The 23,413-nt window shown below is 68.7% G+C and carries 21 protein-coding genes, 1 tRNA gene and 1 pseudogene; 8 read left to right on the forward strand and 15 right to left on the reverse strand.

Going from position 1 to position 23,413, the window contains the following annotated elements:
* Positions 1 to 293 precede the first annotated feature (293 nt).
* Positions 294 to 557 (reverse strand): cell division protein CrgA, encoded by a 264-nt coding sequence (locus T398_RS10080; RefSeq protein ID WP_018217839.1) that lies wholly within the window; start codon positions 555 to 557, stop codon positions 294 to 296.
* Positions 558 to 745: 188 nt separating this feature from the next.
* On the opposite strand from T398_RS10080, the gene T398_RS10085 reads away from it, so the two are divergent.
* The 4 genes from T398_RS10085 to T398_RS10100 are packed head-to-tail and all read left to right on the forward strand — an operon-like array spanning position 746 to position 3,928.
* The gene (locus T398_RS10085) at positions 746 to 1,549 is read left to right on the forward strand and encodes a DUF881 domain-containing protein (RefSeq protein WP_496446091.1); all 804 of its coding nucleotides are present in this window, start codon (positions 746 to 748) and stop codon (positions 1,547 to 1,549) included.
* The gene (locus tag T398_RS10090; protein WP_496446093.1) at positions 1,546 to 2,979 is read left to right on the forward strand and encodes a class E sortase; all 1,434 of its coding nucleotides are present in this window, start codon (positions 1,546 to 1,548) and stop codon (positions 2,977 to 2,979) included. The genes T398_RS10085 and T398_RS10090 overlap by 4 nt, the downstream gene beginning before the upstream one ends.
* Positions 2,980 to 2,983: 4 nt before the next feature.
* Entirely contained in the window at positions 2,984 to 3,274 is a 291-nt protein-coding gene (locus tag T398_RS10095; protein ID WP_496446095.1) for a hypothetical protein, read from the forward strand.
* 3 nt (positions 3,275 to 3,277) lie between these two features.
* Positions 3,278 to 3,928, forward strand: a complete 651-nt coding sequence (locus T398_RS10100; protein WP_496446097.1) for an aminodeoxychorismate/anthranilate synthase component II — start codon at positions 3,278 to 3,280, stop codon at positions 3,926 to 3,928.
* A 19-nt stretch (positions 3,929 to 3,947) separates the two neighbouring features.
* Here the strand turns inward: T398_RS10100 and pknB are convergent, their stop codons facing one another.
* Genes pknB through T398_RS10135 form a run of 7 tightly spaced genes read right to left on the reverse strand, consistent with a single transcriptional unit; the run spans position 3,948 to position 12,862 of the window.
* Positions 3,948 to 5,714, reverse strand: a complete 1,767-nt coding sequence (gene pknB, locus T398_RS10105) for a Stk1 family PASTA domain-containing Ser/Thr kinase (protein WP_496446099.1) — start codon at positions 5,712 to 5,714, stop codon at positions 3,948 to 3,950.
* Positions 5,711 to 7,108 (reverse strand): serine/threonine-protein kinase, encoded by a 1,398-nt coding sequence (locus T398_RS10110; protein ID WP_496446101.1) that lies wholly within the window; start codon positions 7,106 to 7,108, stop codon positions 5,711 to 5,713. Before T398_RS10110 ends, pknB begins: the two co-directional genes overlap by 4 nt.
* Position 7,109: 1 nt before the next feature.
* Positions 7,110 to 8,615, reverse strand: coding sequence for a peptidoglycan D,D-transpeptidase FtsI family protein (locus T398_RS10115; protein WP_496446103.1), 1,506 nt, complete (start codon positions 8,613 to 8,615; stop codon positions 7,110 to 7,112).
* Positions 8,612 to 10,102, reverse strand: a complete 1,491-nt coding sequence (locus T398_RS10120) for an FtsW/RodA/SpoVE family cell cycle protein (protein WP_496446105.1) — start codon at positions 10,100 to 10,102, stop codon at positions 8,612 to 8,614. Before T398_RS10120 ends, T398_RS10115 begins: the two co-directional genes overlap by 4 nt.
* 28 nt (positions 10,103 to 10,130) lie before the next feature.
* Positions 10,131 to 11,564, reverse strand: a complete 1,434-nt coding sequence (locus T398_RS10125; RefSeq protein WP_496446106.1) for a PP2C family protein-serine/threonine phosphatase — start codon at positions 11,562 to 11,564, stop codon at positions 10,131 to 10,133.
* Complete coding sequence (locus T398_RS10130; RefSeq protein ID WP_018217829.1) at positions 11,561 to 12,046, reverse strand: FHA domain-containing protein FhaB/FipA; 486 nt, start codon at positions 12,044 to 12,046, stop codon at positions 11,561 to 11,563. Before T398_RS10130 ends, T398_RS10125 begins: the two co-directional genes overlap by 4 nt.
* Before the next feature lie 6 nt (positions 12,047 to 12,052).
* On the reverse strand, positions 12,053 to 12,862 hold the full coding sequence (locus T398_RS10135) for an FHA domain-containing protein (RefSeq protein ID WP_018221839.1): 810 nt from the start codon (positions 12,860 to 12,862) through the stop codon (positions 12,053 to 12,055).
* A gap of 225 nt (positions 12,863 to 13,087) precedes the next feature.
* Between T398_RS10135 and T398_RS10140 the strand changes: the two genes are divergently transcribed.
* From T398_RS10140 to T398_RS10150, 3 genes are all read left to right on the forward strand, one after another.
* A tRNA-Leu gene (locus T398_RS10140) sits at positions 13,088 to 13,173 on the forward strand.
* 103 nt (positions 13,174 to 13,276) lie between these two features.
* Positions 13,277 to 14,350, forward strand: coding sequence for an NAD-dependent epimerase/dehydratase family protein (locus T398_RS10145; RefSeq protein WP_496446107.1), 1,074 nt, complete (start codon positions 13,277 to 13,279; stop codon positions 14,348 to 14,350).
* Positions 14,347 to 15,153 carry a WecB/TagA/CpsF family glycosyltransferase gene (locus T398_RS10150; protein ID WP_496446353.1) on the forward strand — a complete coding sequence of 269 codons (807 nt, stop codon included), beginning with the start codon at positions 14,347 to 14,349 and terminating at the stop codon, positions 15,151 to 15,153. Before T398_RS10145 ends, T398_RS10150 begins: the two co-directional genes overlap by 4 nt.
* 71 nt (positions 15,154 to 15,224) lie before the next feature.
* Here T398_RS10150 and T398_RS10155 read toward each other — a convergent pair whose 3' ends face one another.
* From T398_RS10155 to T398_RS10180, 6 genes and pseudogenes are all read right to left on the reverse strand, one after another.
* Complete coding sequence (locus T398_RS10155; protein ID WP_496446109.1) at positions 15,225 to 16,802, reverse strand: S8 family peptidase; 1,578 nt, start codon at positions 16,800 to 16,802, stop codon at positions 15,225 to 15,227.
* 187 nt (positions 16,803 to 16,989) lie between these two features.
* Positions 16,990 to 18,552, reverse strand: coding sequence for a S8 family serine peptidase (locus tag T398_RS10160; RefSeq protein ID WP_496446111.1), 1,563 nt, complete (start codon positions 18,550 to 18,552; stop codon positions 16,990 to 16,992).
* Positions 18,553 to 18,850: 298 nt separating this feature from the next.
* On the reverse strand, positions 18,851 to 19,255 hold the full coding sequence (locus T398_RS10165; protein ID WP_496446113.1) for a hypothetical protein: 405 nt from the start codon (positions 19,253 to 19,255) through the stop codon (positions 18,851 to 18,853).
* Positions 19,256 to 19,438: 183 nt separating this feature from the next.
* Positions 19,439 to 20,617, reverse strand: a pseudogene (locus T398_RS10170) (S8 family peptidase); the annotation flags it as partial.
* A 234-nt stretch (positions 20,618 to 20,851) separates the two neighbouring features.
* A complete protein-coding gene (locus T398_RS10175; RefSeq protein ID WP_496446354.1) occupies positions 20,852 to 21,073 on the reverse strand; it encodes a DUF397 domain-containing protein in 222 nt (73 codons plus the stop codon).
* Positions 21,043 to 21,924, reverse strand: a complete 882-nt coding sequence (locus T398_RS10180; RefSeq protein WP_496446114.1) for a helix-turn-helix domain-containing protein — start codon at positions 21,922 to 21,924, stop codon at positions 21,043 to 21,045. Before T398_RS10180 ends, T398_RS10175 begins: the two co-directional genes overlap by 31 nt.
* 424 nt (positions 21,925 to 22,348) lie before the next feature.
* Here T398_RS10180 and T398_RS10185 point away from each other — a divergent pair, with 424 nt between their 5' ends.
* Positions 22,349 to 22,636, forward strand: a complete 288-nt coding sequence (locus T398_RS10185) for a hypothetical protein (RefSeq protein WP_496446115.1) — start codon at positions 22,349 to 22,351, stop codon at positions 22,634 to 22,636.
* 63 nt (positions 22,637 to 22,699) lie between these two features.
* On the opposite strand, the gene T398_RS10190 is transcribed toward T398_RS10185, so the two are convergent.
* Positions 22,700 to 23,413: a PASTA domain-containing protein gene (locus T398_RS10190; RefSeq protein WP_496446116.1), complete on the reverse strand. Its 714-nt coding sequence runs from the start codon at positions 23,411 to 23,413 to the stop codon at positions 22,700 to 22,702.

Consider the following 23,413-nt stretch of genomic DNA (forward strand, 5'->3'; position numbering starts at 1 on the left):
GGTCTACTACTGCCTCGAGCGGCTCGGCGATCGGTACCCGGCCCAGACGCGGTCGGCGGCGCTCTGCCGCGTACTCGGCCCGGACCGATCGTTGGACCTTGCCTCACCCGGTCGTGCAGTGCAGCCTACGCGCACGGTTACCCATCGGTAACGTGACGCATCTCGCATCCCTGACGATGCCGTCCTGCGCCACACAATAGGGTGCCGCGTCCGGCAACGCCGGTTGGGGCCGAGTCGACCAGGCGGGCCAGGCGAGCGCGCCGGCTCCGGCCGGCACGCGGGTCAACGCGTGGTCAACGCCAGCGCGAGAGCAGGATCAGAGAGCCGACCATTGCGCCGAAGCCCACCGCGAGGTTCCAGTAACCCCACGACATGACCGGATACGCCTGCTCGGAAAGGTAGTAGACCACCAGCCAGCCGATGCCGGCGACGATGAGCGCGACCGCCGTGACCGGCAACCAGACCGGGCTAGGCTTACGCGTCGCCGCCGTCGCCGTCGGACGCACATCCGTCGGCGGGGTGTACACCTTCTTCTTACGAACCTGAGACTTGGGCACGGCGCTCTCCAGAGGGGGTGACGACCTCGTCCGGCCTGACAACCGGGCGCGAGGGCGACGGTCCATGGCCAATAATGTTCGACAGCTAGCGTAGTCCGGAAGACCCGTTCAGGCCACGAAAGGGTCTTCTCCAACACCCCGGAGGGGTTACTGGAGCGGGCCGGCCGGCGACGAGGGGAGGGAACCCCGTGGAGTACACATCCGGCGAGACCTCCTGGCGGAAGGTGCTCCGGCGGGTCGTCGTCGCCCTCATCCGGCGCCCCCGGCAGCGCCGGCTCGGCTGGCCGGTCGGCGTACCGTTGATCGCCGCTGCGGCCGGGCTACTCTTCACCACCACCGCTACCACCGCCGGGGGCACCACCCTGCGCGAGGATCGCCGCCCCCAACTCAACCAGCTCATCCAGGACCGCCACGCCGAGGTGGCGGCCAGCGAGCAGCGGGCGGCGGAGCTCCGCGCGACGGTCGAGGCCCGCACCAACGCCCTCGCCGGTTCTGACGGGACGATCCAGCAGCAGCAGGAGCGGGCGGCGGCCAGCCAGGAGCCGGCCGGATTTACCGCCCTCACCGGCCCCGGGGTGACCGTGGAGCTCGACGACGCGCCGCGGCGCAGCGACGGCAGCTTGCCCACGGGCGTCACCAACGACGACCTGGTGGTGCACCAAGGCGACGTACAGGCCGTGGTGAACGCCCTCTGGGCCGGCGGCGCGGAGGCGATGTCAATCATGGATGTCCGCGTACTCGCCACCAGCGCGGTACGCTGCGTCGGTAACACCCTGCTACTCCACGGCCGGGTGTACTCCCCTCCATTCAAGATCGCAGCGATCGGTGACTCCGCTGCCCTCCAGCGGTCCCTCACCGAATCCGAGGGAGTCCGGTTGTTCAGAGACCTGGCGAACACCTACAAGCTCGGCTACAAGGAGACTGACTCCACCGTGACGGTGCCGGCGTTTGATGGCTCAGCCGCCCTCCGTTGGACGACGGTGCCCGAATGACCAGGGAACCGGAGAGCTGGCAACCCGATCGGGACAACGATGAGACGGCGTTCCTGCCGCGGCTGGAACGCCCCTGGCAGCAGCCCCGGCACGGTGCGGAGCAGCCGTTGCCCCCGCCGGGGCCCCTGCCCCGGCCGTCCACCCCAGCCCAACCCGACCCACCGAGCCAGCCGGTCGCCCCAAGCCAACCGGACCCACCGGGCCAGGAGGCCGCCCCAACCCAACCGGGCCTGCCGCCGATCCAGCCGCCGGGGTTGACTGGCCCACGGCCCGGCCCGCCGAGCCAGTCACCGCGACACTCGGCCGACCCCGCCTCAGCACCTCCAGCCGGCTCAGCCTTCGACGCTGCGTACCCGCCCACGCCGACGGCGCCGCCACCATCGCCACCACCGACGGCTGACGCCCCCACCGCCTTCATCCCCATCACACCGCCACGGACCGCGACCCCGAACGCTGACACCACCCCGAAGGCAGGCCCGGTCCCTGACGCCCCCCGAGGCACCGGCTCCGCCGCCGATCCGGCGGCCACCGCACTCATCCCCCGCGTGGCCAGCCACACCCCCCCACCACTCGACTCCACCGCCCTGATGGGCGCTGTGCCCCAGCCACCGCGCGACACGGACGCCACGACCGGACCTGCCGGCGGGGAGCCGGCCCCGCCGCGCCGGGGTGAGCGGGTGGTCAAGCTACGCCCAGAGCAGTCCGGCGACGGTTACAGGAGCGTCTACTCGGAACTGACCCGGCCGACGTTCCGGTCCCGCTTCCGCATCGGCGTCCGCGCCGCCGGGGAGGTACTCATCACCTTCGGCATAGTGGTGCTCCTCTTCGCCGGGTACGAGATCTGGGGGAAGTCGGTGATCGTCAACGCCTACCAGAACGACCTCAGCCAGCAGCTCGCCGAGGCGTGGGGGCCGACCGGTGACCCAACTGTGACGCCCTCCGCTACTCCCTCGTCCACCCCCGCCTCGCCGGCAGTGCAGGGCACTCCGATCGCCGGCCTGTACATTCCACAGCTCGACAAGAACTGGATCGTCGTCGAGGGGGTGACCCAGAAGGACCTCCGGTACGCCCCGGGCCACTATCCGACGAGTGCCCTCCCCGGCCAGCTCGGCAACTTCTCCGTCGCCGGGCACCGGAACCGGGCCACCTTCTGGCGACTTGACGAGCTGAACGACGGCGACGTGATCGTTGCCGAGGATCGGGACAACTGGTACATCTACCGGGTCACTCGCAACCACATCGTCAAACCGAGCGAGGTGTCCGTGGTGGCGCCGGTTCCCGGCGACGCGGGCGCCGAGCCGACCGACGCGATGCTCACCCTGACCACCTGCCACCCGAAGTTCGACAACTACGAACGCCTGATCATCCACGCGAAGCTGGACCGGACCCAGGCCAAGTCGGCGGGCCGCCCGGCGGAACTGGGGGGCTGAGGAGATGTACGCCTGGATCTGGCGGAAGTTGCCGTTCGGGCTGCCCGGCAAGCTGGCCGGCAGCGTCCTGTTAACGACGGCCGCGGTCGCTCTGCTCTGGTACGTGGTCTTCCCCTGGGCTGAGCCGCTACTCCCCTTCGACGATGTCCAGGTCACCCAGGAGACGGGAGACCCCGGAGCGCCGGAGGTTCCCGGCTTCCCGCCGCCCGGCGACGGGCCGGCGCCGACCGAGGACGGGCACGACCTGCCGTACGACACGGACGAGAACAACCCACCCCCCTCCCCGGAAGAGTGACCCGTGCGCATCCTGGTCATCGACAACTACGACTCGTTCGTCTTCAACCTGGTGCAGTACCTGGGTCAGCTCGGCGCCGACTGCGAGGTGCGCCGCAACGACGAGATCAGCGTCGCGGCGGTCGGGCAGGCGAACGCGGATGGCGTCCTGCTCTCCCCCGGCCCGGGTAGCCCGGATCGCGCCGGCATCTGCCTGGACGTCATCCGGGAGTACGCCGGGGTGCTCCCCCTCTTCGGTGTCTGCCTCGGCCACCAGGCGATCGGGGAGGCGTTCGGCGCCACGGTCGCCCAGGCTCCAGAGCTGCTGCACGGCAAGACCTCGGAGGTCCGGCACCAGGGCGTGGGGGTACTGGCCGGCCTACCGGAGGTGTTCACCGCAACCCGCTACCACTCGCTCACTCTCGTGCCGGAGACGTTGCCGGCCGAGTTGGAGGTCACCGGTTGGACCAGTTCCGGTGTGGTGATGGCGATGCGCCACCGGACGTTGCCGATCGAGGGGGTGCAGTTTCATCCCGAGTCGGTCCTGACCGAGGGCGGGCACCTGATGCTGGCGAACTGGTTGGCGTCCTGCGGCTTTCCGGAGGCGCTGGAGCGTGCCCCCGCGTTGGCGGCCGAGGTCGACGCACGCCGACGTACCGCCTTCAGCACCACCTAACCGTCGATCAACAACGCCCTCAATCACCGTCGCCCGGCGTGTCGGTCGGATCCGGCGTCGGCGTCGGCGTATCGGTCGGATCCGGCGTCGGGGGCTCGGTCGGCTCCTCCAACACCGTCACCGTGATGGTCACCGTCTTGCCCTTCTCAAGCTTGGTGTTCGGACTCGGGTTCTGGTTCGTCACCCGGCCTTCCTCACCCGGCGGCACCGGCTGACCCTCCCGGATGTCAACCTTGTAGCCGGCGTCCTCGAGCTCCCGCTTGGCGTCCTCAACATAGGACTGCACCACGTTCGGTACGGTGCCGATGTTGCCCTTGGAGACGGTCAGTGTGACCACCTCGCCCTCCGCCGCCTGGTTGCCCTCATCCGGCGTCACCCGCAGGACGGTGCCCGCCGGCTCCGCGTCGTCGACCTCCTCCCGCGCGACCTCGAAGCCGGCATTCTCCAGCTGCCGCTTCGCGTTGTCGTAGGTGGAGCCGACCAGGGTGTCCGGAATCGTCACCGTCGCCGGCCCAGCGCAGATGAAGACCGTGACGACGTCGTCCGGGGCCAGCCGCTCACCCTGGGCTGGCTCCTGGTTGGCCACCTCCCCCTTGGTGCAGTCGTTGTCGCGGACCTCCTGGCCGGTATTCGGCACCAGGTTGGCCTTCTCAATCGCCGCGAACGCCTGCTCCTGGGTCAGCCCGGTTACCGGCGGGACCGTGGCCCGCTCGGGTTCTTCGGGCAGGAAGGCGTACACAGCCAGCGCGGCCACCGCGAGTACCCCGAGCACGGCGAAGGTGGCGATCAACCACGACGATGCCCGGCGCCGACGTGGGTCGCCGACCCGGGCTGGTATCTGTTGGGTACGCGGACCGGGTGCGGCGGCCGGATATCCAGCCCCGGCCGGGGCGAGTTGGGTGGTCTCCTCCTCCCGCAGGACCGGGGTCGCCATGACCGGCCGTCCGGCGGCGGCACGCAGCAGGTCCGCCCGCATCTCGCCGGCGCTCTGGTAGCGGTTGAGCGGGTTCTTCGACAGCGCCTTGAGGATGATCGCGTCGACGGCCGGGGGGACCTCCGGGTTGAGGTCGCTGGGCGTCGGTGGCGTCTCCCGGACATGCTGGTACGCGACGCTGACCGGGCTGTCCCCGACGAACGGCGGGTGCCCGCAGAGCAACTCGAAGAGCACACATCCGGCGGCGTAGACATCCGAACGGGCGTCCACCGACTCACCGCGGGCCTGCTCGGGTGAGAGGTACTGTGCGGTGCCGATCACGGCGCTGGTCTGCGTCATCGTGGTCGCGCCGCTGGCCAGCGCCCGGGCGATCCCGAAGTCCATCACCTTGACCTGGCCGGTCTGGGTGAGCATGACGTTGCCGGGCTTGATGTCCCGGTGGATGATGCTGTGCCGGTGGCTGAACTCCAGCGCCGCGCACATGTCGGCGCAGATCTCCAGCGCCCGGCGCGGCTGGAGCCGCCCTTCGGCGCCCAGCACCTCCTTCAGGGTCCGCCCGCCGACGAACTCCATGACGATGAACGGCAGGGTCTCACCGGTCGGTGCCTGCTCCTCGCCGGTGTCGTAGACGGCGACGATGGCCGGGTGGTTGAGGGAGGCCGCGTTCTGCGCCTCCCGTCGGAACCGCATCTGGAAGGTGGCGTCGCGGGCCAGATCGGCCCGGAGCATCTTGATCGCAACATCCCGACCCAGTCGCAGGTCACGACCGCGATGCACCTCGGCCATGCCGCCGTAGCCGATAAGCTCGCCGACCTGGTAACGGCCACCGAGCAGGCGGGCCTGCGCTGTCATCGCGTCTGTCGTCCTTCGCTCGTCGTCGTCTCGTCGCCGCCCATCGCGGGCAGTTGCAGTTGACGGTACGACGTTTGGTCTGAATCGTCGCGTCCGTCGAGCCGGAGTTCGCCGGAGGTTCCCGTCGACTGCCCCGGCCGGCCGGTGAGCCCGGCATACCCCTCGTCCCAAACGTAGGAAACCATGCGAAAGCAGGTCAGGACCAGAGCGACCAGGAGGAAGAAAAGGAGCAATCTCCCGAACCGGGACCGGCGGGACCGCGGAGCCGGCGTTGGGGGGTGCCCGGGCCGCGCCGACGCCAGCGGCACGGCGGCAACCGGGGACCACTGCGCCGGCGGTCGCGGGGCCAGCGGTGGGAAGGGCTGCTGCGGCGCGGGCGGCGGCGGGAAGGGCTGCTGCTGCGGGGCGGGCGGCGGCGGCATCGGCGAACGGGAAGCCTGCGGTGGACGGGCAACGACCGGCGGCGGCACTTTGGCTCGGCCCGGCGCCGGCGCGGCAGGCGCCGGCGAAACCACGCTGGCCCGACCCGGCACCGCCGAAACCGGACTGGCCTGGCCCGCCGCCCGGGCGGCCTGGGAGAGCTGGACCTTCAGTTGTCGAGCCACTCCGGCCAATGCCGCCGCGCTCGGCCAGCGGTCCGCCGGGTCCTTCGCCATGGCCCGCTCGACCACCGCCCGCACCTGCGGCGGAATGTCGGCAGGCAGCGCCCGAGGTGTGTCCCGGACGTGCTGCAGGGCGATCTCGAGTGGGTTATCGCCCGCAAACGGCCGCCGGCCGGAGAGACACTGGTAGGCGACCACACCGAGGGCGTACACATCCGAGGCCGGGGTGGCGACCGCTCCGGTCGCCTGCTCCGGTGAGATGTACGAGGCGGTGCCGAGCACCGAGCCGGCGGCGGTGAGCTGGGCCACCAGGTCGGATCGGGCGATACCGAAGTCGGTGAGTACCAGGGTGCCGTTCGGCCGGACCAGGAGGTTGCCGGGCTTCACGTCTCGGTGCACGATGCCCTCCAGGTGGGCGGCGTGCAACGCGTCGGCGGCCTGGGCTACCAGGGCCATCGTCCGGGCGGAGGTGAGCCGGCCGACCCGGTTCAGGGCGGCCAGGAGCGCCTCGCCCTCCACGTGCTCCATCACCAGGAAAGCGATCTGCTGGTCGCTGCCGAAGTCGTAGATGTCAACGACACCGGGGTGGTTGATGGTCGCCATCGTGCGCGCCTCGCCCCGGAACCGCTCGGCGAAGTCAGGATCGTCGAGCAGGGCCGGCAGGAGACTCTTTACGGCGACTGTCCGGCCGAGCACCTCGTCGGTGCCGCGCCAGACGTCGCCCATGCCGCCGCTGGCGATCCGCTCGTCGAGCCGGTAGCGGTTGCCGAGCTTCACCCCGGTACTGAGCACGTCAGCGGCTCCCCGGTGAGGCGATCGCCGCCCGCATGATCTGCCCGGCGATCCGGGCGGCCTCGGAGCTGCCGCCGTCGCCGGTCTCCTCCAGCAGGACGCAGACCGCGGAGACCGGGTTGCCGTCCTCGTCGAGCGCGAAGCCGATGAACCAGCTGTGTTCGGGAGTGTCCGGACCGGACTCTGCCGTGCCGGTCTTGCCGCCGACGGTGTAGCCGCTGATCCGGGCGTTGCGGCCGGTGCCGTTCTGGACGACACTCTCCATCATCTCCCGCAGGTCGGCGGCGACCTGGTCAGTGACCGGCTGCCGCAACTCGTCGGGCTCGGCGGTGTAGTAGTTGGTGGTGCGATCAGCGCCGAGGATCTGACTGACCAGGTATGGGCGCAGCTGGCTGCCGTCGTTGGCGACCGTGGCGGCGATCAGGGCGCCCTGGAGCGGGGTCATCCGGACATCACGCTGGCCGATGGAGGACTGGGCCAGGGCAGCCGGGTCGACGCTGCCGTCGGCGTTCTCCATGCTGCCGGTCCGACTGGCCGCGACCGGTTCGCCGTCCTCACCGAGCCGGCCGACGGTCAGGTCGTCCTGCTCGAAGCCGAACTGCCGGGCCTTCTCCTTGAGCGTGTCCGCGCCGAGGCTCACTCCGAGTTGGGCGAAGCCGGTGTTACACGACTCGGTCACCGCGTTCATCAGCGTGACCTCCTCCTCCGGGCAGATGGAGGGGGCCGCGTTTTCGATCGGCTTGCCCGAGGTCGGCGGGGTCCAGCTGGGCCCGGCGGGGATCTTCGTGTCCTGGGTGACACCGTTCTCGAGCGCGGCGGCGGCCGTCACGATCTTGAAGGTGGAGCCCGGCGGGAGCACCTCGCCGAGCGCCCGGTTCTTCAGCGGACCGTCCGGGTTCTGCTGCAGCTTGTTGTATGCCGTCGTGGCCTCATCCGAGTCGTGGCTGGCCAGTGGGTTCGGGTCGAAGCTCGGCATCGAGACCAGCGCCTGCACCGCCCCGGTACGCGGGTCGAGCGCGATGGCCGCACCCTTGCTGACCCCCTCGCGGTTGTCCCGCAGCTGCTCGTACGCGACGTCCTGCGCCTGCTCGGAGATGGTGAGCAGGACGTTCGCCCCGGCGGTCTCGTCGCCGGTGACCAGGTCCCGCAGCCGGTCGCCGATCAGCTGGTCGCTGGTGCCGGCCAGGAAGGCGTTCTCCGCCTCCTCGATGCCGGTGTCGGCCAGGTTGACCGGCTTGTAGCCGATCGCGTGGGCGTACTTCGCCCCGCCGGGATAGGTGCGCAGGTACTCCAGCTCCCCGTCGGTCTTCTTACTCACCGCGAACGCCGTACCGCCGGCCTCGATGTTGCCGCGCTTGCGCTCGTATTCGGCGACCTGGACCCGGCCGTTGTAGTCGCTGTTGCGGTAGTCGTCGGCCTTGTATGCCTGAATCCAGTTCAGGTTCGCGAAGAGTAGCCCGAACAGGACCATCACGACGAGACCCACCCGGCGCAGTGGCGCGTTCACGGTCTGATCACCTCCGTGGGGGCACCGTGTAGCTGCTCTGGCGGTCCGCCCGTCGGTCGGGTCGACAGAGGGCCCCCGCCGGTCACTGGCCGACGGGCGGCATCGGAGATCCGGACCAGGATCGCGATGAGTAACCAGTTCGCCATCAGCGACGAACCGCCGGCGGAGAGGAACGGCGTGGTCTGGCCGGTGAGCGGAATCAGCCCGCTGATCCCGCCAACGATCACGAAGACCTGGAGCCCGAGGGTGAACGCCAGACCACCGGCGAGCAGCTTGCCGAACGAGTCGTGGACCGCCAGCGCGGCGCGCAGCCCTCGCTCGACGATGAGCAGGTAGACCACCAACAGGGCGGAGAGACCGAAGAGACCGATCTCCTCGCCGAGGCCGGCGAAGATGAAGTCGTTCTGCACCTCGGGCAGCTTGAGCGGCTGGCCGGCGCCCGGCCCGGCGCCGAACATTCCTCCGCTACCAAGGGCGAGCAGCCCCTGCACCAGCTGGTAGCCGTCGTTGTACGGGTCGGCGAACGGGTCCAGCCAGATGTTGGCCCGCAGGTAGAAGTTGGCGAACGGGCCACCGACCACGTCGCCCAACACGTACGCCAGATAGGCGCCGCCGAAGAAGAGCACCAAGCCGATGAGGAGCCAGCTCACCCGTTCGGTGGCGATGTAGAGCGTCGCCACGAACATGCCGAAGTAGAGCAGGGAGGTGCCCAGGTCCTTCTCGAAGACCAGGACCAAAAGGCTGATCAGCCAGACCACCACGACCGGCCCGAGGTCCCGGCCCCGGGGGAGGTCGACACCCAGAAACCGGCGACTGGCCAGGGAGAGGACCTCCCGCTTGCGGACCAGGTAGTACGCGAAGAAAGCCAGCAGCGCGAGCTTGGCGAACTCACCGGGCTGGATGGAGAGACCACCGACCCGGATCCAGAGCTTCGCGCCGTTGATCTCGGAAATGCTCCGCGGTAGCACCGCCGGGATCATCACCAGCACGATGCCGGCGAGACCCAGCGTGTACGCGTACCGGGAGATCGAGCGGTGGTCGCGGACCACAGCGAGCAACCCGGCGGCGAGGGCGACCGAGATCAGTGTCCAGGCGAGTTGGCGCCCGCCGGTGCCGGCGAAGGTCGCCAGTTCGGCCCGCTCGGCCGGGGTGGCGCGGGCCAGGTCCAGCCGGTGCAGGAAGCCGACACCGAGGCCGTTGAGGAGGGCCACGGACGGCAACAGGGCCGGGTCGGCGAAGGGAGCCAGGAACCGGATCACCACGTGCAGGCCGAGGAAGACCGCGCTGAGCGCGGCGGCCGGCACCCAGAAGCTCGGCGTGACCGTGTCGAGCACGCTGGCTTCGACCATCGCCCCGTACGCGGCCACCAGCACCATGGCGAGCAACAGCAGCGACAGTTCGGCGTTACGCCGGGCCCGGGCCAGCCGCACGCCGCTCTGCCCGCCCGTGGTCGTGGGCGGGGATGTCGACGTGGCCGCTCCGGTCACTGAACGTCCTGACAGATCAAGCCGGCGCTCACTCGGGCGACCGGCAGGCGGCCGGATCAACAGCCGGCGGCGGGATGGCGGGCAGGGCGTCGGGCGAGGGGGTCGGCTCGCCGGTTGCCGGCGCGCTCGGGGCGGCGGAGGCCGCCGAAGGTGTACTCGGACCGTCGGCCGGCGTTGACGCATCGAGCTCCGCGGTCGGGCTCGGCGCTGCTGGCGCGCTCGGACTCGGGCTCGGGGGACAGGTCGGCTTCAGGTTGGGGTTGCTCGGAGTGTCAGCGGTCAACTCGGCGAGCCGACGCTCCGCATCCGCTTCACTCTTGGCCGGGATGCCCTGTTTGACCTGTTCCTGTGCGGCGAGCGTGAGGTCGTCCAGCTTGGCGGAGCTGGTCGAGTGCACGGTAGAGAGGTCGACGCCGGCGATCTGACCTTCGACGCCGCGGAACACCGCGACCTCGCCGTTCCCCGTGGCTCCGACGTAGTACTGCCGCTGGGTGTAGCTCCACCAACCGGATAGCATTCCGCCCAGCAGGACGAGCAGGGCGAGACTCACCGCCGCGAGGAGGATCGGCCGGCGGCGGCGGCGCTCCGGCTCGTCGTCCCCGGCAGTCGACTCGTCCGGCGGCTCCGGCGGCGCCCCGGAGAGCGCGGAGGCGCGGGCCGCGGGAGTGGAGTCATCGGCGGAGGTCGCCATGCCCCGGTCCCGGGAGGCGGCGCCACCGACGATCGGGCTCGCCTCGACGATGTCCTGGTCGGTCGCGTCGGCGATGATCACGGTGATGTTGTCCGGACCGCCACCGCGCAGCGCGAGCTGAACCAACCGCTCCACGCACTGCTGCGGGTCGGCGTACTCCCGCATCGTCTCCATGATCGTCTCTGCGCTCACCACGCCCGAGAGACCGTCGCTACAGATCAGGTACCGGTCGCCGGCGAGGACCTGACGGACCGAGTACTCCGCGTCGATATCCCGGCCGTCAAGGGCCCGGGTCAGCAGCGACCGCTGGGGGTGGCTGCTCGCCTCCTCGGCGCTGATCCGGCCCTCGTCCACCAGCATCTGGACGTACGTGTCGTCCTTGGTGATCTGGGCGAACTCGCCGGCACGCAGCAGGTAGGCACGAGAGTCGCCGATGTGCACCATGCCCAGCTTGCTGCCGGAGAAGAGGATCGCGGTGAGTGTCGTCCCCATCCCCTCCAGCTGCGGATTGGCGTCGACCGTCTCGCGTAGCTGTTGGGTGGCGTTGGTGACAGCCGAACGAAGCGCGTCCACGAGGGCGTTTCCCGGGACATCCTCGTCCAGCGGCGCCATGGCGCCGATGACAATGTTGCTGGCGACATCACCGGCGGCCATACCGCCCATGCCATCGGCGACGGCGAGCAGCCGTGGCCCGGCATAGACGGAGTCCTGGTTGCCGTCTCGGATCAGCCCGCGGTCGCTGTGGGCCGCATAGCGGAGGGTCAGAGTCATGGCCGTAATTCGAGTGAGGTGCGCCCGATGCGAATCGGCACGCCGAGGGGGACGGGGGTAGGTCCGGTGACCTTAGCGCGATCCAGGTAGGTGCCGTTAGTCGAACCCAGGTCCTCAACGAACCACTGCCCGTCGCGGGGCACGAGCCGGGCGTGTCGCGCGGAGGCGTAGTCGTCGGTAATCACGAGGGTGGAATCCTCGGCCCGACCAATTGTGATCTGCGCTTCACCGAGGGTGATGCGGGTGCCGGCCAACTGGCCGGCGGTCACCACCAACTGGCGGGCTGCCTTTCCCCGCTTCACCCGGGCCGGCTTACCGCCCTGACCAAGGACGGCTCCGACCCCTCGAGGGGCCGCTACCAGCCGGCCAGAGCGGGCGCCCGCGAAGAGGTCCCGGCGAATCACCCCGACCACCGTGAAGACGAAAATCCACAGCAAGATCAGGAACCCGAACCGGGCAACGGTGACGACGAGTTCCGGCAAGGCGGATCAACCATCCACGCGGAAGGTCAGGGTGGTGGTGCCGAGCTGGACCATGTCGCCAGGGTTCAGGGCAACGGCGGAGACCCGCTGACCGTTGACCATCGTGCCGTTGGTTGACCCGAGGTCGGTCAGCACGACCTGACCGCCGTCGAAATCCAGCCGGGCGTGTCGCCGCGAGATGCCGACATCGGGCAGGCGCAGGGTGGCCTGGTCGCCACGGCCGATCACGGTCGTGCCCAGCTGGAGCGGGTAGGTCCGCCCGTCGCCGGAGACCAGCCGCACGTTGGGGCCGCCACCCTGACCGGGCGGCGGGCCGTAGCCACCCCCCTGGTCGTAGGCGGGGTAGGCCGGCGGGCCGGCGTCGTAACCCGGCGGGCCGGCGTCGTAGCCCGGCCCCGACACCGGGGCAACCTCACCGCCGGTATAGACCTCGGCGGTCACCCGGAACATACCGGTGTCGAGCCCCTCCCCTCGTTCGACCTCGACGATCACGTCGCCGTAGACCGTCCACGCCTGCTCGCCGATGAACTCCGCCTGCGACTGGGCCAGCTCCTGGGCCAGCGCGGCGGCGTACGGCGCCAGGCGACTGTGGTCGTATGGCGAGAGATCGATCACGTAGCGGTTGGGCACCAACGTGCGCCCACCGGCCAAAATCGCCTTGTGCGCCTCGGCCTCCCGCTGCATGGCGTTGAGGATCTCCACGGGGTGGACCACCCCTTTGAAGACCTTGGCGAAAGCCCCTTCGACCAGGCCTTCCAGACGCTTCTCGAAGCGTTGCAGCACGCTCACCGGCTCCTCCTCGGGTCCCGAGGACATGATGGTATCCGGCCGAGAAGCGTCCAGCTCACACGCCGCTCGGCCGCGCTTGTCCCGGCCCGTTCGGCGGGCCGGTTCCGTCGTGCTAGTCTTTCGTCCGCCACAAACGGTGGCCGTCCTACGAGGGTAACCGTTGGTGGCAAGTGCGAGGAGCCACGTAGAATGTCCCGAGCCCGGCGGTGCAGCCGGAGGGCCGGGGCACCAGGTGTCTCCGGTTGAAGCCACGGGGAAGTGGCGGAATGGCAGACGCGCACGGTTCAGGTCCGTGTGCCCGAAAGGGCGTGGGGGTTCAACTCCCCCCTTCCCCACCAGACGAGGGCTCCGCAGTAGCGGGGCCCTCGCGCCGTCTCGGGGCACGTCGTACGTCACGCTATGCTCCGATCGTTCTTGACTCCGACGGACCAGGAGTGACGTGTGAGTGTCGCATTCGTGACCGGATCGGGCGGTCTCATTGGTTCCGAAGCGGTCCGGCATTTTGCCGGCCTCGGTCTCGATGTCGTCGGAATTGACAATGACATGCGGCAGGAGTTCTTCGGCGCGGAGGCCTCGACCGCGTGGAACGTCCGGCGGCTCACTGCGGAGCTGGGCGCCGCCTACACGCACCAAAGCATCGACATCCGCGACCGGGACGCACTCGCGAAGCTCTTCCGCCGGTACGGCCGCGACACCGCCGTGGTGATCCACACCGCCGCACAGCCGTCGCACGACTGGGCCGTCCGCGACCCGTTCACCGACTTCGACGTCAACGCCGCCGGCACCCTCAATGTGCTGCAGAGCGTCCGCGAGCACTGCATCGAGGCGCCGGTCATCCACTGCTCCACCAACAAGGTCTACGGGGACCGGCCGAACAGCCTGCCGCTGGTCGAGTTGGCGACCCGGTGGGAGATCGAGCCCGGGCATCCGTACGAGCAGGGCATCCGGGAGGACATGTCGATCGACGCCTGCCTGCACTCGATCTTCGGCGCCTCCAAGGTGGCGGCGGACGTGATGGTGCAGGAGTACGGCCGTTACTTCGACATGCAGACGGCCTGCTTCCGCGGTGGCACCCTGACCGGGCCCGCGCACGCCGCCACCGAGCTACACGGTTTCCTCGGGTACGTGATGCGGGCCAACATGGAACGCCGGAAATACAAGATCTTCGGATACCAGGGCAAGCAGGTCCGGGACGCGATCCACAGCTCGGACGTGGTCTCGGCGTTCGAGTCGTTCTTCCGTAACCCGCGCTCCGCCGCCGTCTACAACCTGGGCGGCGGCCGGCACTCCAACACCTCGATGCGCGAGGCGTTCGCCCTGGCCCAGCAGATCACCGGGCAGGAGATGGACTCCGAGTACGTCGAGGCGAACCGAATCGGCGACCACAAGTGGTGGATCGGCTCGAACGAAGCCTTCCACGCCGACTACCCGGACTGGAAGCAGGTCTACGACGTGCCCATGATCATGCGGGAGATCTACGAGGCCAACGTCGACACGTGGGTTCCGCAGTCATGACCCCCCGGGGCAAGCGGAACGTGCTCGGCGTCCTCGTTGATGTCACCGACTACGCCACCGCCACCGAGACGGTCGTGACCGCGGCGCACGAGCGGCAGCCGCTGGCGCTGACCGCCCTGGCCGTACACGGCGTGATGACCGGTGTGCTCGACCCCGCACACAATGCCCGGTTGAACTCGTTCGACGTGGTCACTCCGGATGGACAGCCGGTGCGCTGGGCGCTCAACGTGCTGTACCGGGCCGGGCTGACCGACCGGGTCTACGGCCCGACGCTCACCCTGCATGTGTTGTCCCGCTTCGCCGACGAGGGCCTTCCGGTCTATCTCTACGGTTCCACCGAGGAGACGCTCGCAACGCTGGTGCCGGCCCTGGAGCGCATGTTTCCCGCGCTGAAACTCGCCGGGGTGGAGCCGTCCAAGTTCCGACCGGTGCAACCCGGCGAGGCTGTCGAGATCGCCGATCGGATCCGGGACAGCGGGGCCCGGCTCGTGCTGGTCGGGCTGGGCTGTCCGCGGCAGGAGATTTTCGCGTACGCCATGCGACCGTTGCTGGACATGCCGCTGATGGCGGTCGGCGCGGCCTTCGACTACCACGCGGGTCTGCTGCGGCAGCCGCCACCGTGGATGCAGCGGGCCGGCCTGGAGTGGCTCTGGCGACTCGGCCTGGAACCGAAGCGCCTCTGGCGCCGTTACGTGATCCTCAACCCGGCCTACCTGGCCCGGCTCGCCGCACAGAAGACCGGCCTGTGGAAGGCGGAGCCGCCGGAAGCCGCCACCGAGCAGCCCACCAGCTTCGCGGTCTGAGGAAGGTTTCGGCACGGTACGGGGCCCTGTCCCGGAATCTCCGGGAAGGGGCCCCGCCCGGTGAGATCGAATCAGACCGTCAGGGTCCAGGTGTCGATGTAGCCGATGTGCCTGCGATAGATATCGCGGACCTGGAGCTGCCAGGTGCCGTCGGCCGCCTCATTGGAGAGGTCCACCGTGTAGGTCTCGTTGACGTTGTCGGCGGAGTCGGACAGCTTGGGAATCTTCAAGATGTAGAACGGGTAGAACGAGCCGTCCGGCGGGATCAGGTCGATCATGAGGTCACCCCGCCAGGTGTGCGGAATGTCCACGGTCACCGTCGAGGTGGCGGCGGCGTCCCGGTCGCAGCCGGCGATGGTGATCGAGCTCGTCGCCGGGCCGCCCGCGTCCGGGATCGACACGTCGGTGTCGTTGGTGCCGGAGCAGCCCGGCGGCGGAGGCGGAGGCGGCGGAGGCGGCGTGGTACCACCGTCACCGACGTAGAGGAGCTTGTTCGGGGAACCGCTGCCCGGGGAGCCGATCGCACCGTCGGTGGCGTTGTCGACCAGCGCGTCCCGAATCTGCTGCGGGCTGTACGACGGGTTGGCCGACAGGACCATCGCCGCGGCACCCGCGACGTGCGGCGAGGCCATCGACGTGCCGCTGATCGTACGCGTGCTGGTGTCACTGGTGATCCACGGCGCGGTGATCAACGAACCCGGCGCGAAGATGTCCAGACAGGGGCCGTAGTTGGAGCGAGAGGACCTGACATCGGTGCTGGTGGTGTTCCCGACGGTGATCGCGTCGGGGGTACGCGCCGGCGAGTAGTTACAGGCGTTGGCGCTGCTGTTACCCGCCGCCAACGCGTAGGTGATACCGGAGTCGATCGAGTTGGTCACCGCGTCGTCCAACGCACTGTTCGCACCGCCACCAAGGCTCATGTTCGCCACCGCCGGCTGGACCGCGTTCGCGGTCACCCAGTCGACACCGGCCATAACCCCAGCGTAAGTACCGCCGCCCGCGCAGTTCAGCACCTTCACCGCTACCAGGTTGGTCTCCTTGGCAACACCGTATGCCGTACCACCGACAGTGCCGGCCACGTGCGTACCGTGCCCATTACAGTCCGTGTCGTTGTTGTCGGCGGTGTTGGTACCCCAGGAAGCCCTACCACCGAAGTCCTGGTGAGTAGTACGGATACCAGTGTCGAGGATATAGACCGTCACGTCACTGGCAGTGTTCGGATACGTGTAGGAGTCGTCCAACGGCAGATCCCGCTGATCAACCCGGTCCAAACCCCAAGACGGCGGGTTGGCCTGGGTGCCATTGATCGACACCTGATGGTTCTGCTCGACGTAGGCCACCGCCGGGTCAGCCGCGATCCGAGCGGCGGCACCAGCATCCACCCGCAGTTCAGCCCCACGCAGGGCTGCGGTGTACGTCCGGGCTACCTGGCCACCATGCCGATCCGCCAGGCGATCAGCCGACCGCTCGACCGCACCGCGGCCGACCGCACTGTCCTTGAAGACCACAATGTAGCTGTCGGCTACAGCCGTAGCGCCCCCCGCACTACGGATCTCACCAACCGGTTCAGCGGCCATAGCGGGGGCTGCGGACGCCACCATGGCCATCATGGCTAATCCGGCGAACACGGACCTTCGGGATAGACCCATCTCCTCTGTCTCCCTCCGGATGGCATCAAAGTCCACCGGCTCCCGGCGAACCTGTCGTCAGCTGCCAATTCGGTGATGATGAGTAGTCAGCATGAGAGAGAAACCAACACGTCGAGTCACCGCGCCAGGGGTGGCGCGGGGCCCCTCCCGGAGTCTCCGGAAAGGGGCCCCGCCCGGTGAAATCAGATCAGACCGTCAGGGTCCAGGTGTTGATGTAGCCGGTGTCCCGGCGGTAGACGTCGCGGACCTGAAGCTTCCAGGTCCCCTCGGCCGCCTCGCTGGAGAGGTTCACCGTGTAGGTCTCGTTGACGTTGTCGGCGGAGTCGGACAGGTCGTTGGTCTTCAACCGGTAGGACGAGCCGTCCGGCGCGATCAGGTCGATGACGAGGTCACCCCGCCAGGTGTGGGGGATGTCCACCGCCACGGTCGAGGAGGCGGTGGCGTCCCGGTCGCAGCCGGCGATGGTGATCGAGCTGGTCACCGCGGAGCCCGCGTCCGGGATCGACACGTCGGTGTCGTTGGTGCCGGAGCAGCCCGGCGGCGGAGGCGGCGGAGGCGGCGTGGTACCACCGTCACCGACGTAGAGGAGCTTGTTCGGGGAACCGCTGCCCGGGGAGCCGATCGCACCGTCGGTGGCGTTGTCGACCAGCGCATCCCGAATCTGCTGCGGGGTGTACGACGGGTTGGCCGACAGGACCAGTGCCGCGGCACCCGCGACGTGCGGCGATGCCATCGACGTGCCGCTGATCGTGTTTGTGCTGGTGTCACTGGTGATCCACGGCGCGGTGATCGACGAGCCCGGCGCGAAGATGTCCAGACAGGTTCCGATGTTGGAGAACCAGGACAGTCCGTCACTGCTGGTGGTAGAGCCGACGGTGATCGCGTCGGGGGTACGCGCCGGCGAGTAGTTGCAGGCGTTGGCGCTGCTGTTACCCGCCGCCAGCGCGTAGGTGACACCGGAGTCGATCGAGTTGGTCACCGCGTCGTCCAACGCACTGTTCGCACCGCCACCGAGGCTCATGTTCGCCACCGCCGGCTGGACCGCGTTCGCGGTCACCCAGTCGACGCCGGCCACGACCCCGGCCCAGGTGCCGCTACCCGCGCAGTTCAGCACCTTCACCGCTACCAGGTTGGTCTCCTTGGCGACGCCGTGTGCCGTGCCACCGACGGTGCCGGCGACGTGCGTGCCGTGCCCGTTACAGTCGGTGTCGTTGTTGTCGGCGGTGTTGGTGCCCCAGGTGGCCCTACCACCGAAGTCCTGGTGGGTGGTGCGGATGCCGGTGTCGAGGATGTAGACGGTCACGTCACTGGCGGTGTTCGGGTAGGTGTAGGAGTTGTCCAGCGGCAGGTCGCGCTGGTCAACCCGGTCCAGGCCCCAGGACGGGGGGTTGTTCTGGGTGTCGGTGATCGACACCTGGTGGTTCTGCTCGACGTAGGCCACCGCTGGGTCGGCCGCGATCCGAGCGGCGGCACCAGCGTCCACCCGCAGTTCGGCTCCGCGGAGGGCTGCGGTGTACGTCCGGGCTACCTGGCCACCGTGCCGGTCCACCAGGCGATCGGCTGACCGCTCGACCGCACCGCGGCCTACCGCGCTGTCCTTGAAGACCACGATGTAGCTGTCGGCTACGGCCGTAGCACCCCCCGCACTACGGATCTCACCAACCGGTTCAGCGGCCATAGCGGGGGCTGCGGACGCCATCATGGCCATCGTGGCTAGTCCGACGAACATGGACCTTCGGGATAGACCCATCTCCTCTGTCTCCCTCCGGCTGGCATCGAGGTCCACCGACTCCCAACGAGTCGATCGATAGATGCCAATCCATCAATGAGAGTAATCGGCGGGGAGACGAGAAATCAACACATCGAGTCACCGCCCACGCGTGGAGTTACCTGGAAGATCACCGATACGGCCACGGTGATACCGGCTACCGGAGGACGGAGGCACCGGCGTTCACCGGCGTTCGCTGCCGCACGGGTGCACCCGCCCGGCACCGGCGATCAGCACCACCGACTGGCGGCCTGAGCGGCGCCCTAGCGCGAAACAACCGTCAGCGGGGCCGCCCCGGGCCCTGCACGTAGAGAAGTTCGAGAATGGCCCGGGTCGCCTCGAACCAGCGATCCAGCCAACCCGGCGGTGGAACACTGCCCTTCGGTGGTAGTTCCAGCAGGAGACCGCGCAGCAACGGGTGATCGACCAACGATTCCACCGAACCAGTCGGCCAGCGGTCGGCCGGAACGCCCGGCCCAGTCGACGGATCCGGGTCGAGCGAAGTCAGGGGCTGGGGTGGAGCGGGTCGCTGAGGTGGGGACCCGTCCTGCCGCTCGCCGGCTTCACCGTCCGGCGACACCACCTCAGTGAGCACCGTATCCCGGCGTGTCCCGCGGTACTTGCCACCGAACCGCTCCGGCTTGCCCGGACCGTTGGGGAGGTTCTCTGACCCGATCGTCGTCATCCGTCTCGCCTACTTCGTTCGGTTGCCGATCGGTGCGGCGGGCACTAGCCATATGGCGCACCGACGGGTTCAACGAGACGGAACCGATGTGGCGACGGGGAACGCCCACGGGCCCCTCCCGGTCACTCACCGAAAGGGGCCCGTGGACACCAGGCTGAAACCGTCAGGGCGTCGCCCTCACTCGATGTAGAGGAGCTTGTTCGGCGAGCCAGCACCCGGGGAGTCGATCACGCCGTTGGTGGCGTTGTCGACCAGTGCGTCCCGAACTTCCTGCGTGGTGGCAAACGGATCATCCCAGAGCACCATCACTACGGCACCCGCGACGTGCGGCGCGGCCATCGACGTACCGCTGATCGTATTCGTGCTGGTGTCACTGTCGATCCAGGGCGCGGTGATCGACGAACCCGGCGCGAAGATGTCCAGGCAGCTACCGTAGTTGGAGAACCAGGACAGCTCATCACTACTGGTCGTCGACCCGACAGTGATCGCCTCCGGGACCCGCGCCGGCGAGTAGTTACAGGCATCATCACTACTGTTTCCCGCCGCCACCACATAGGTGACGCCGGAGTCGATCGAGTTACTCACCGCGTCGTCCACCGCGCTACTGGCAACACTGCCCAGGCTCATGTTCGCCACGGCTCTGGGGCCTTCCTGCGCGTCCACGGTGACCCAGTCAACGCCTTCGATCACCCCCGCCAGAGTGCCGATGCCCGTGCAGTCCAGCACCTTCACCGCCACCAGCCTGGTCAACTTGGCGATGCCGTGCTCCGCACCGCCGACGGTGCCGGCGACGTGCGTGCCGTGCCCGTGGCAGTCGGTGTCAATACTGTCGACCGTGTTGGTGCCCCAGTTGACCCGGGAGGTGAAGTCCTGGTGGGTGGCGCGGATGCCGGTGTCGATGATGTAGCTGCGCGTGTAGAGCGCGTCGTTCCGGTAGGTGTACGAGTTGTCCAGCGGCAGGTCACGCTGATCCACCCGGTCCAAACCCCAAGACGGAGGGTTGAGCTGGGTATTCGCCACAGACACCGTGTGGTTTTGCTCGACGTAGGCCACGGTCGGGTCGGCCGCCATCCGGGCCGCCGTAGCGGCATCCATCCGCACCTCTGCTCCGCGGAGTGCCGCGGCAAACGTCCGTGCCACCTGACCACCATGCCGATCCAGCAGATGGTCTACCGACGTCTCCACCGCGGCACGACTCACCGCACTGTCCTTGAAGACCACGATGTAGCTGTCAGCGACCGCGGTAGCACCCCCGGCGCTACGGATCACACCGACCGACTCAGCCGCCATAGCCGGAAGCGCTGGCCCCACCATGGCTATCGCGGTCAACCCGACAAGCACCGACCTACTAGATAAACCCATCTCCTCTGCCTCCTTCCGAAGGCGTCGAACGCCTTCGAAAGCGAAACTTTAATCGAAAGATGCAGACCTGACAATAAGGACAGGTTGCCCGAGCAGAGAGTTATACATAGCAATTAGTGCATACCATGACGGGATGTCCCGAAGGGCAAGCCGCACCGGCCCACACGGAGGGTGACGGCCCCAGGAAAGCCGACGCCCCCGCCCGGACAAGCCGGGCGGGGGCGTCGCTCCTCGTCAGCGCGGGTCGAAGGCACCGCCTCGCGCGTTGCTGACGAAGGAACGCCAGTCACCCTGACTGAAGACCAGGGCCGGACCGGACCTGTCCTTCGAGTCCCGCACGCCGACCGCCCCCGGTACGTACGCCACCTCAACGCAGTTGTCGCAGTTTGGCCCGCTCTTCGAGCTCTTGAACCAGGTGCCCTGCGTCAGGTCCACAGGGAACTCCTTGGTCGCCATTTCCACAACGGCTCCTCTGCCAGTTTCGCGATGTGTGCCATGGACTCCTCAGGACTGATGGCAGCCGCGCGGATGTGATCAAAGATGAAGCTGTACTTCTGCAGTTCGTCGCTCTTCTCCAGGAAGAGCCCACCCGTAGCGTTCTCCGCGTACACAACATCCGGATCACTGGGTTCGGGGAAGCTCAGGATGCTGAAGGTCCCGTCCATGCCCGCATGCGCACCCACCTCGAACGGCAGGATCTGCAACGTCACGTTCGGTAGTTCGGTTACTTCCAACAGCCGCCTGAGCTGACCACGCATCACCGTGTCCCCACCCACCGGCCGGCTCACCACTGCCTCATCGAGCACCACCCACACATCGACTGAATCATCCTGAGTCAGCAACGACTGACGACCCAATCGGACACGGACACGTTGTGCGACCTGCTCTGCGGTGAAGTCCGGTCGCGCAGCACGGATCATGGCGCTCGCATACTCTTCGGTCTCCAGTAGACCCGGCACGACCTGCTGCTCGTAGGCACGGATGGAGCTGGCCGCCGCCTCCAGGCCGACGTACGCCCCAACCAGAACCGTGCTGTACGGATGCCACCAGCCCTTCTGCCGGGCCTCGCGAGCGATCTGCACCAACTCGTCGCTCTCCGCGCCCACCACGCCGTAGATCCGGAGCATGTCGCGGACGTCGCGGGGCGTCGCTGTGGTGTGGCCGGTCTCGATCCGGGAGACCTTCGAGGCCGAGCACTCGAGCTGCTCGGCGACCGACTCGATGGTGATTCCCGCACCCTCACGCTGCCGACGGAGTTCCGCGCCCAGCCGCCGGCGGCGGATCGTCGGGCTTCGCCGCTCAGCCACGGTGCCACCCCGGACTCAATCTCGCGGTCATTGCCACCCGTCCCCCTCCACCTTGACAACTTCCCGGCTCGGCCGTCGCGCCGGGGAGGGCACGACGGTGGACGGGCTCGCGGCGGCGGATGGCGGCGGGGCGAACCCGGCCCTCAGTGTGCCGCCCGAATACGAACAGCTCAAGCATTGCATCGCTCTGGACCGACAACCCATCGGCAACAACCGACATGCAACTTGCATGTCGCACGTCACTGATGCACTCTATTCCCTATGGCGGATCACGTAGAGTCCTACTCCGCTCTCACACCGTGGTGATCCTGCGGTCAGGCACCAACAAACGCCAGCCGGCGGGGCACCACCCCGAGGCCGACAACACATGTCCCCCGACAACTCCCGCCGGCGCCTCCGCCGGCCCTCTTTCCCAGGAGCCCATGTGCTTCCCCGCACCGGTGACGTACTGCACGTGACTCGCGCGGCGAGTGTCCAATTCCTCCGACCCATCGCCTTCCGGGTGATCCGGGTCCTTGACTGGCCGACCTACGACGGTTGGCTCTGGCTCGACGGCTACGAGTTGAACGCATCGGGGGACGCGGTCAGCCGACGGTCGATCTTCGTACAGCAGGGAGGACTGGACCAGATCCAGCCCGCGCCGCAACGCCACCCACAGACCGTAGGGACACCGCGCCGACCGCTGGCGCGGACCCCAGCCCGCGTGGGCTGACCTGCCAGAATCCTGAACCTGGGAGCCGCCCGGTCAGCCGGTGGGGTGGCCGTGAACGTCCGGTCAGCCGGTGGGGGTGGGAGCGGGCGTCGGCTGCCCTGACGACGGTCCGGGCATCGACACCACCAGGACGACCGCTGTCCCCTCCGGCACCAGCACACCCGCTCGCGGTTCCGTCCCGATCACGATGCCGGGCGGCTGATCCGCAGTCCGATACTGGACCCGGTACGCCAGTCCGATCTGGTCCAGGAGCGCCTGGGCCGTCGCCAGTGGCAGGTCGACCACCGGGGGCATCGGGACCTCACCCGGCTCCACTGTCGGCGACGGAGTGGTCGGCGCGACCGAGGTCGGCGTGGTCGTGGTCGGCGTGGTCGTGGTCGGCGCGGCGGACGTTGGCATGGGGGACGTTGGCGTCGGCGATGCCGGTGGCGTGGTAGCCGACGGCGAGGAGCCGGGGTTGACCTGCTCGTCGTCGCCGGCACCAAGGGTGAGCCACAGACCGACGCCGAAGCCGGCGAGCAGCAGGAGAATCACTCCCCAGAGGAGCGGTGACCACCACGGTCGCCCGTTCGGCTCCGCGTACCACCCGGCCTCCTCCTGGTACTCCGGCGGGCGCGGCGGCGGCACGCCCGCACGCCCGGACCATGCCGCCGGCCCTCCGGTGGGGGGCAGGGGCGCGGTCTGGTCAGCAGGCGGCAGCGGCCCGGTCTGATCCGCCGGCAGCGGGCGGGTTTCGTCGTCCGGCCCGTCAGCGGCGGGCTTTCGGTCGTCGCTCAT

This window comes from Salinispora goodfellowii (assembly GCF_059570675.1).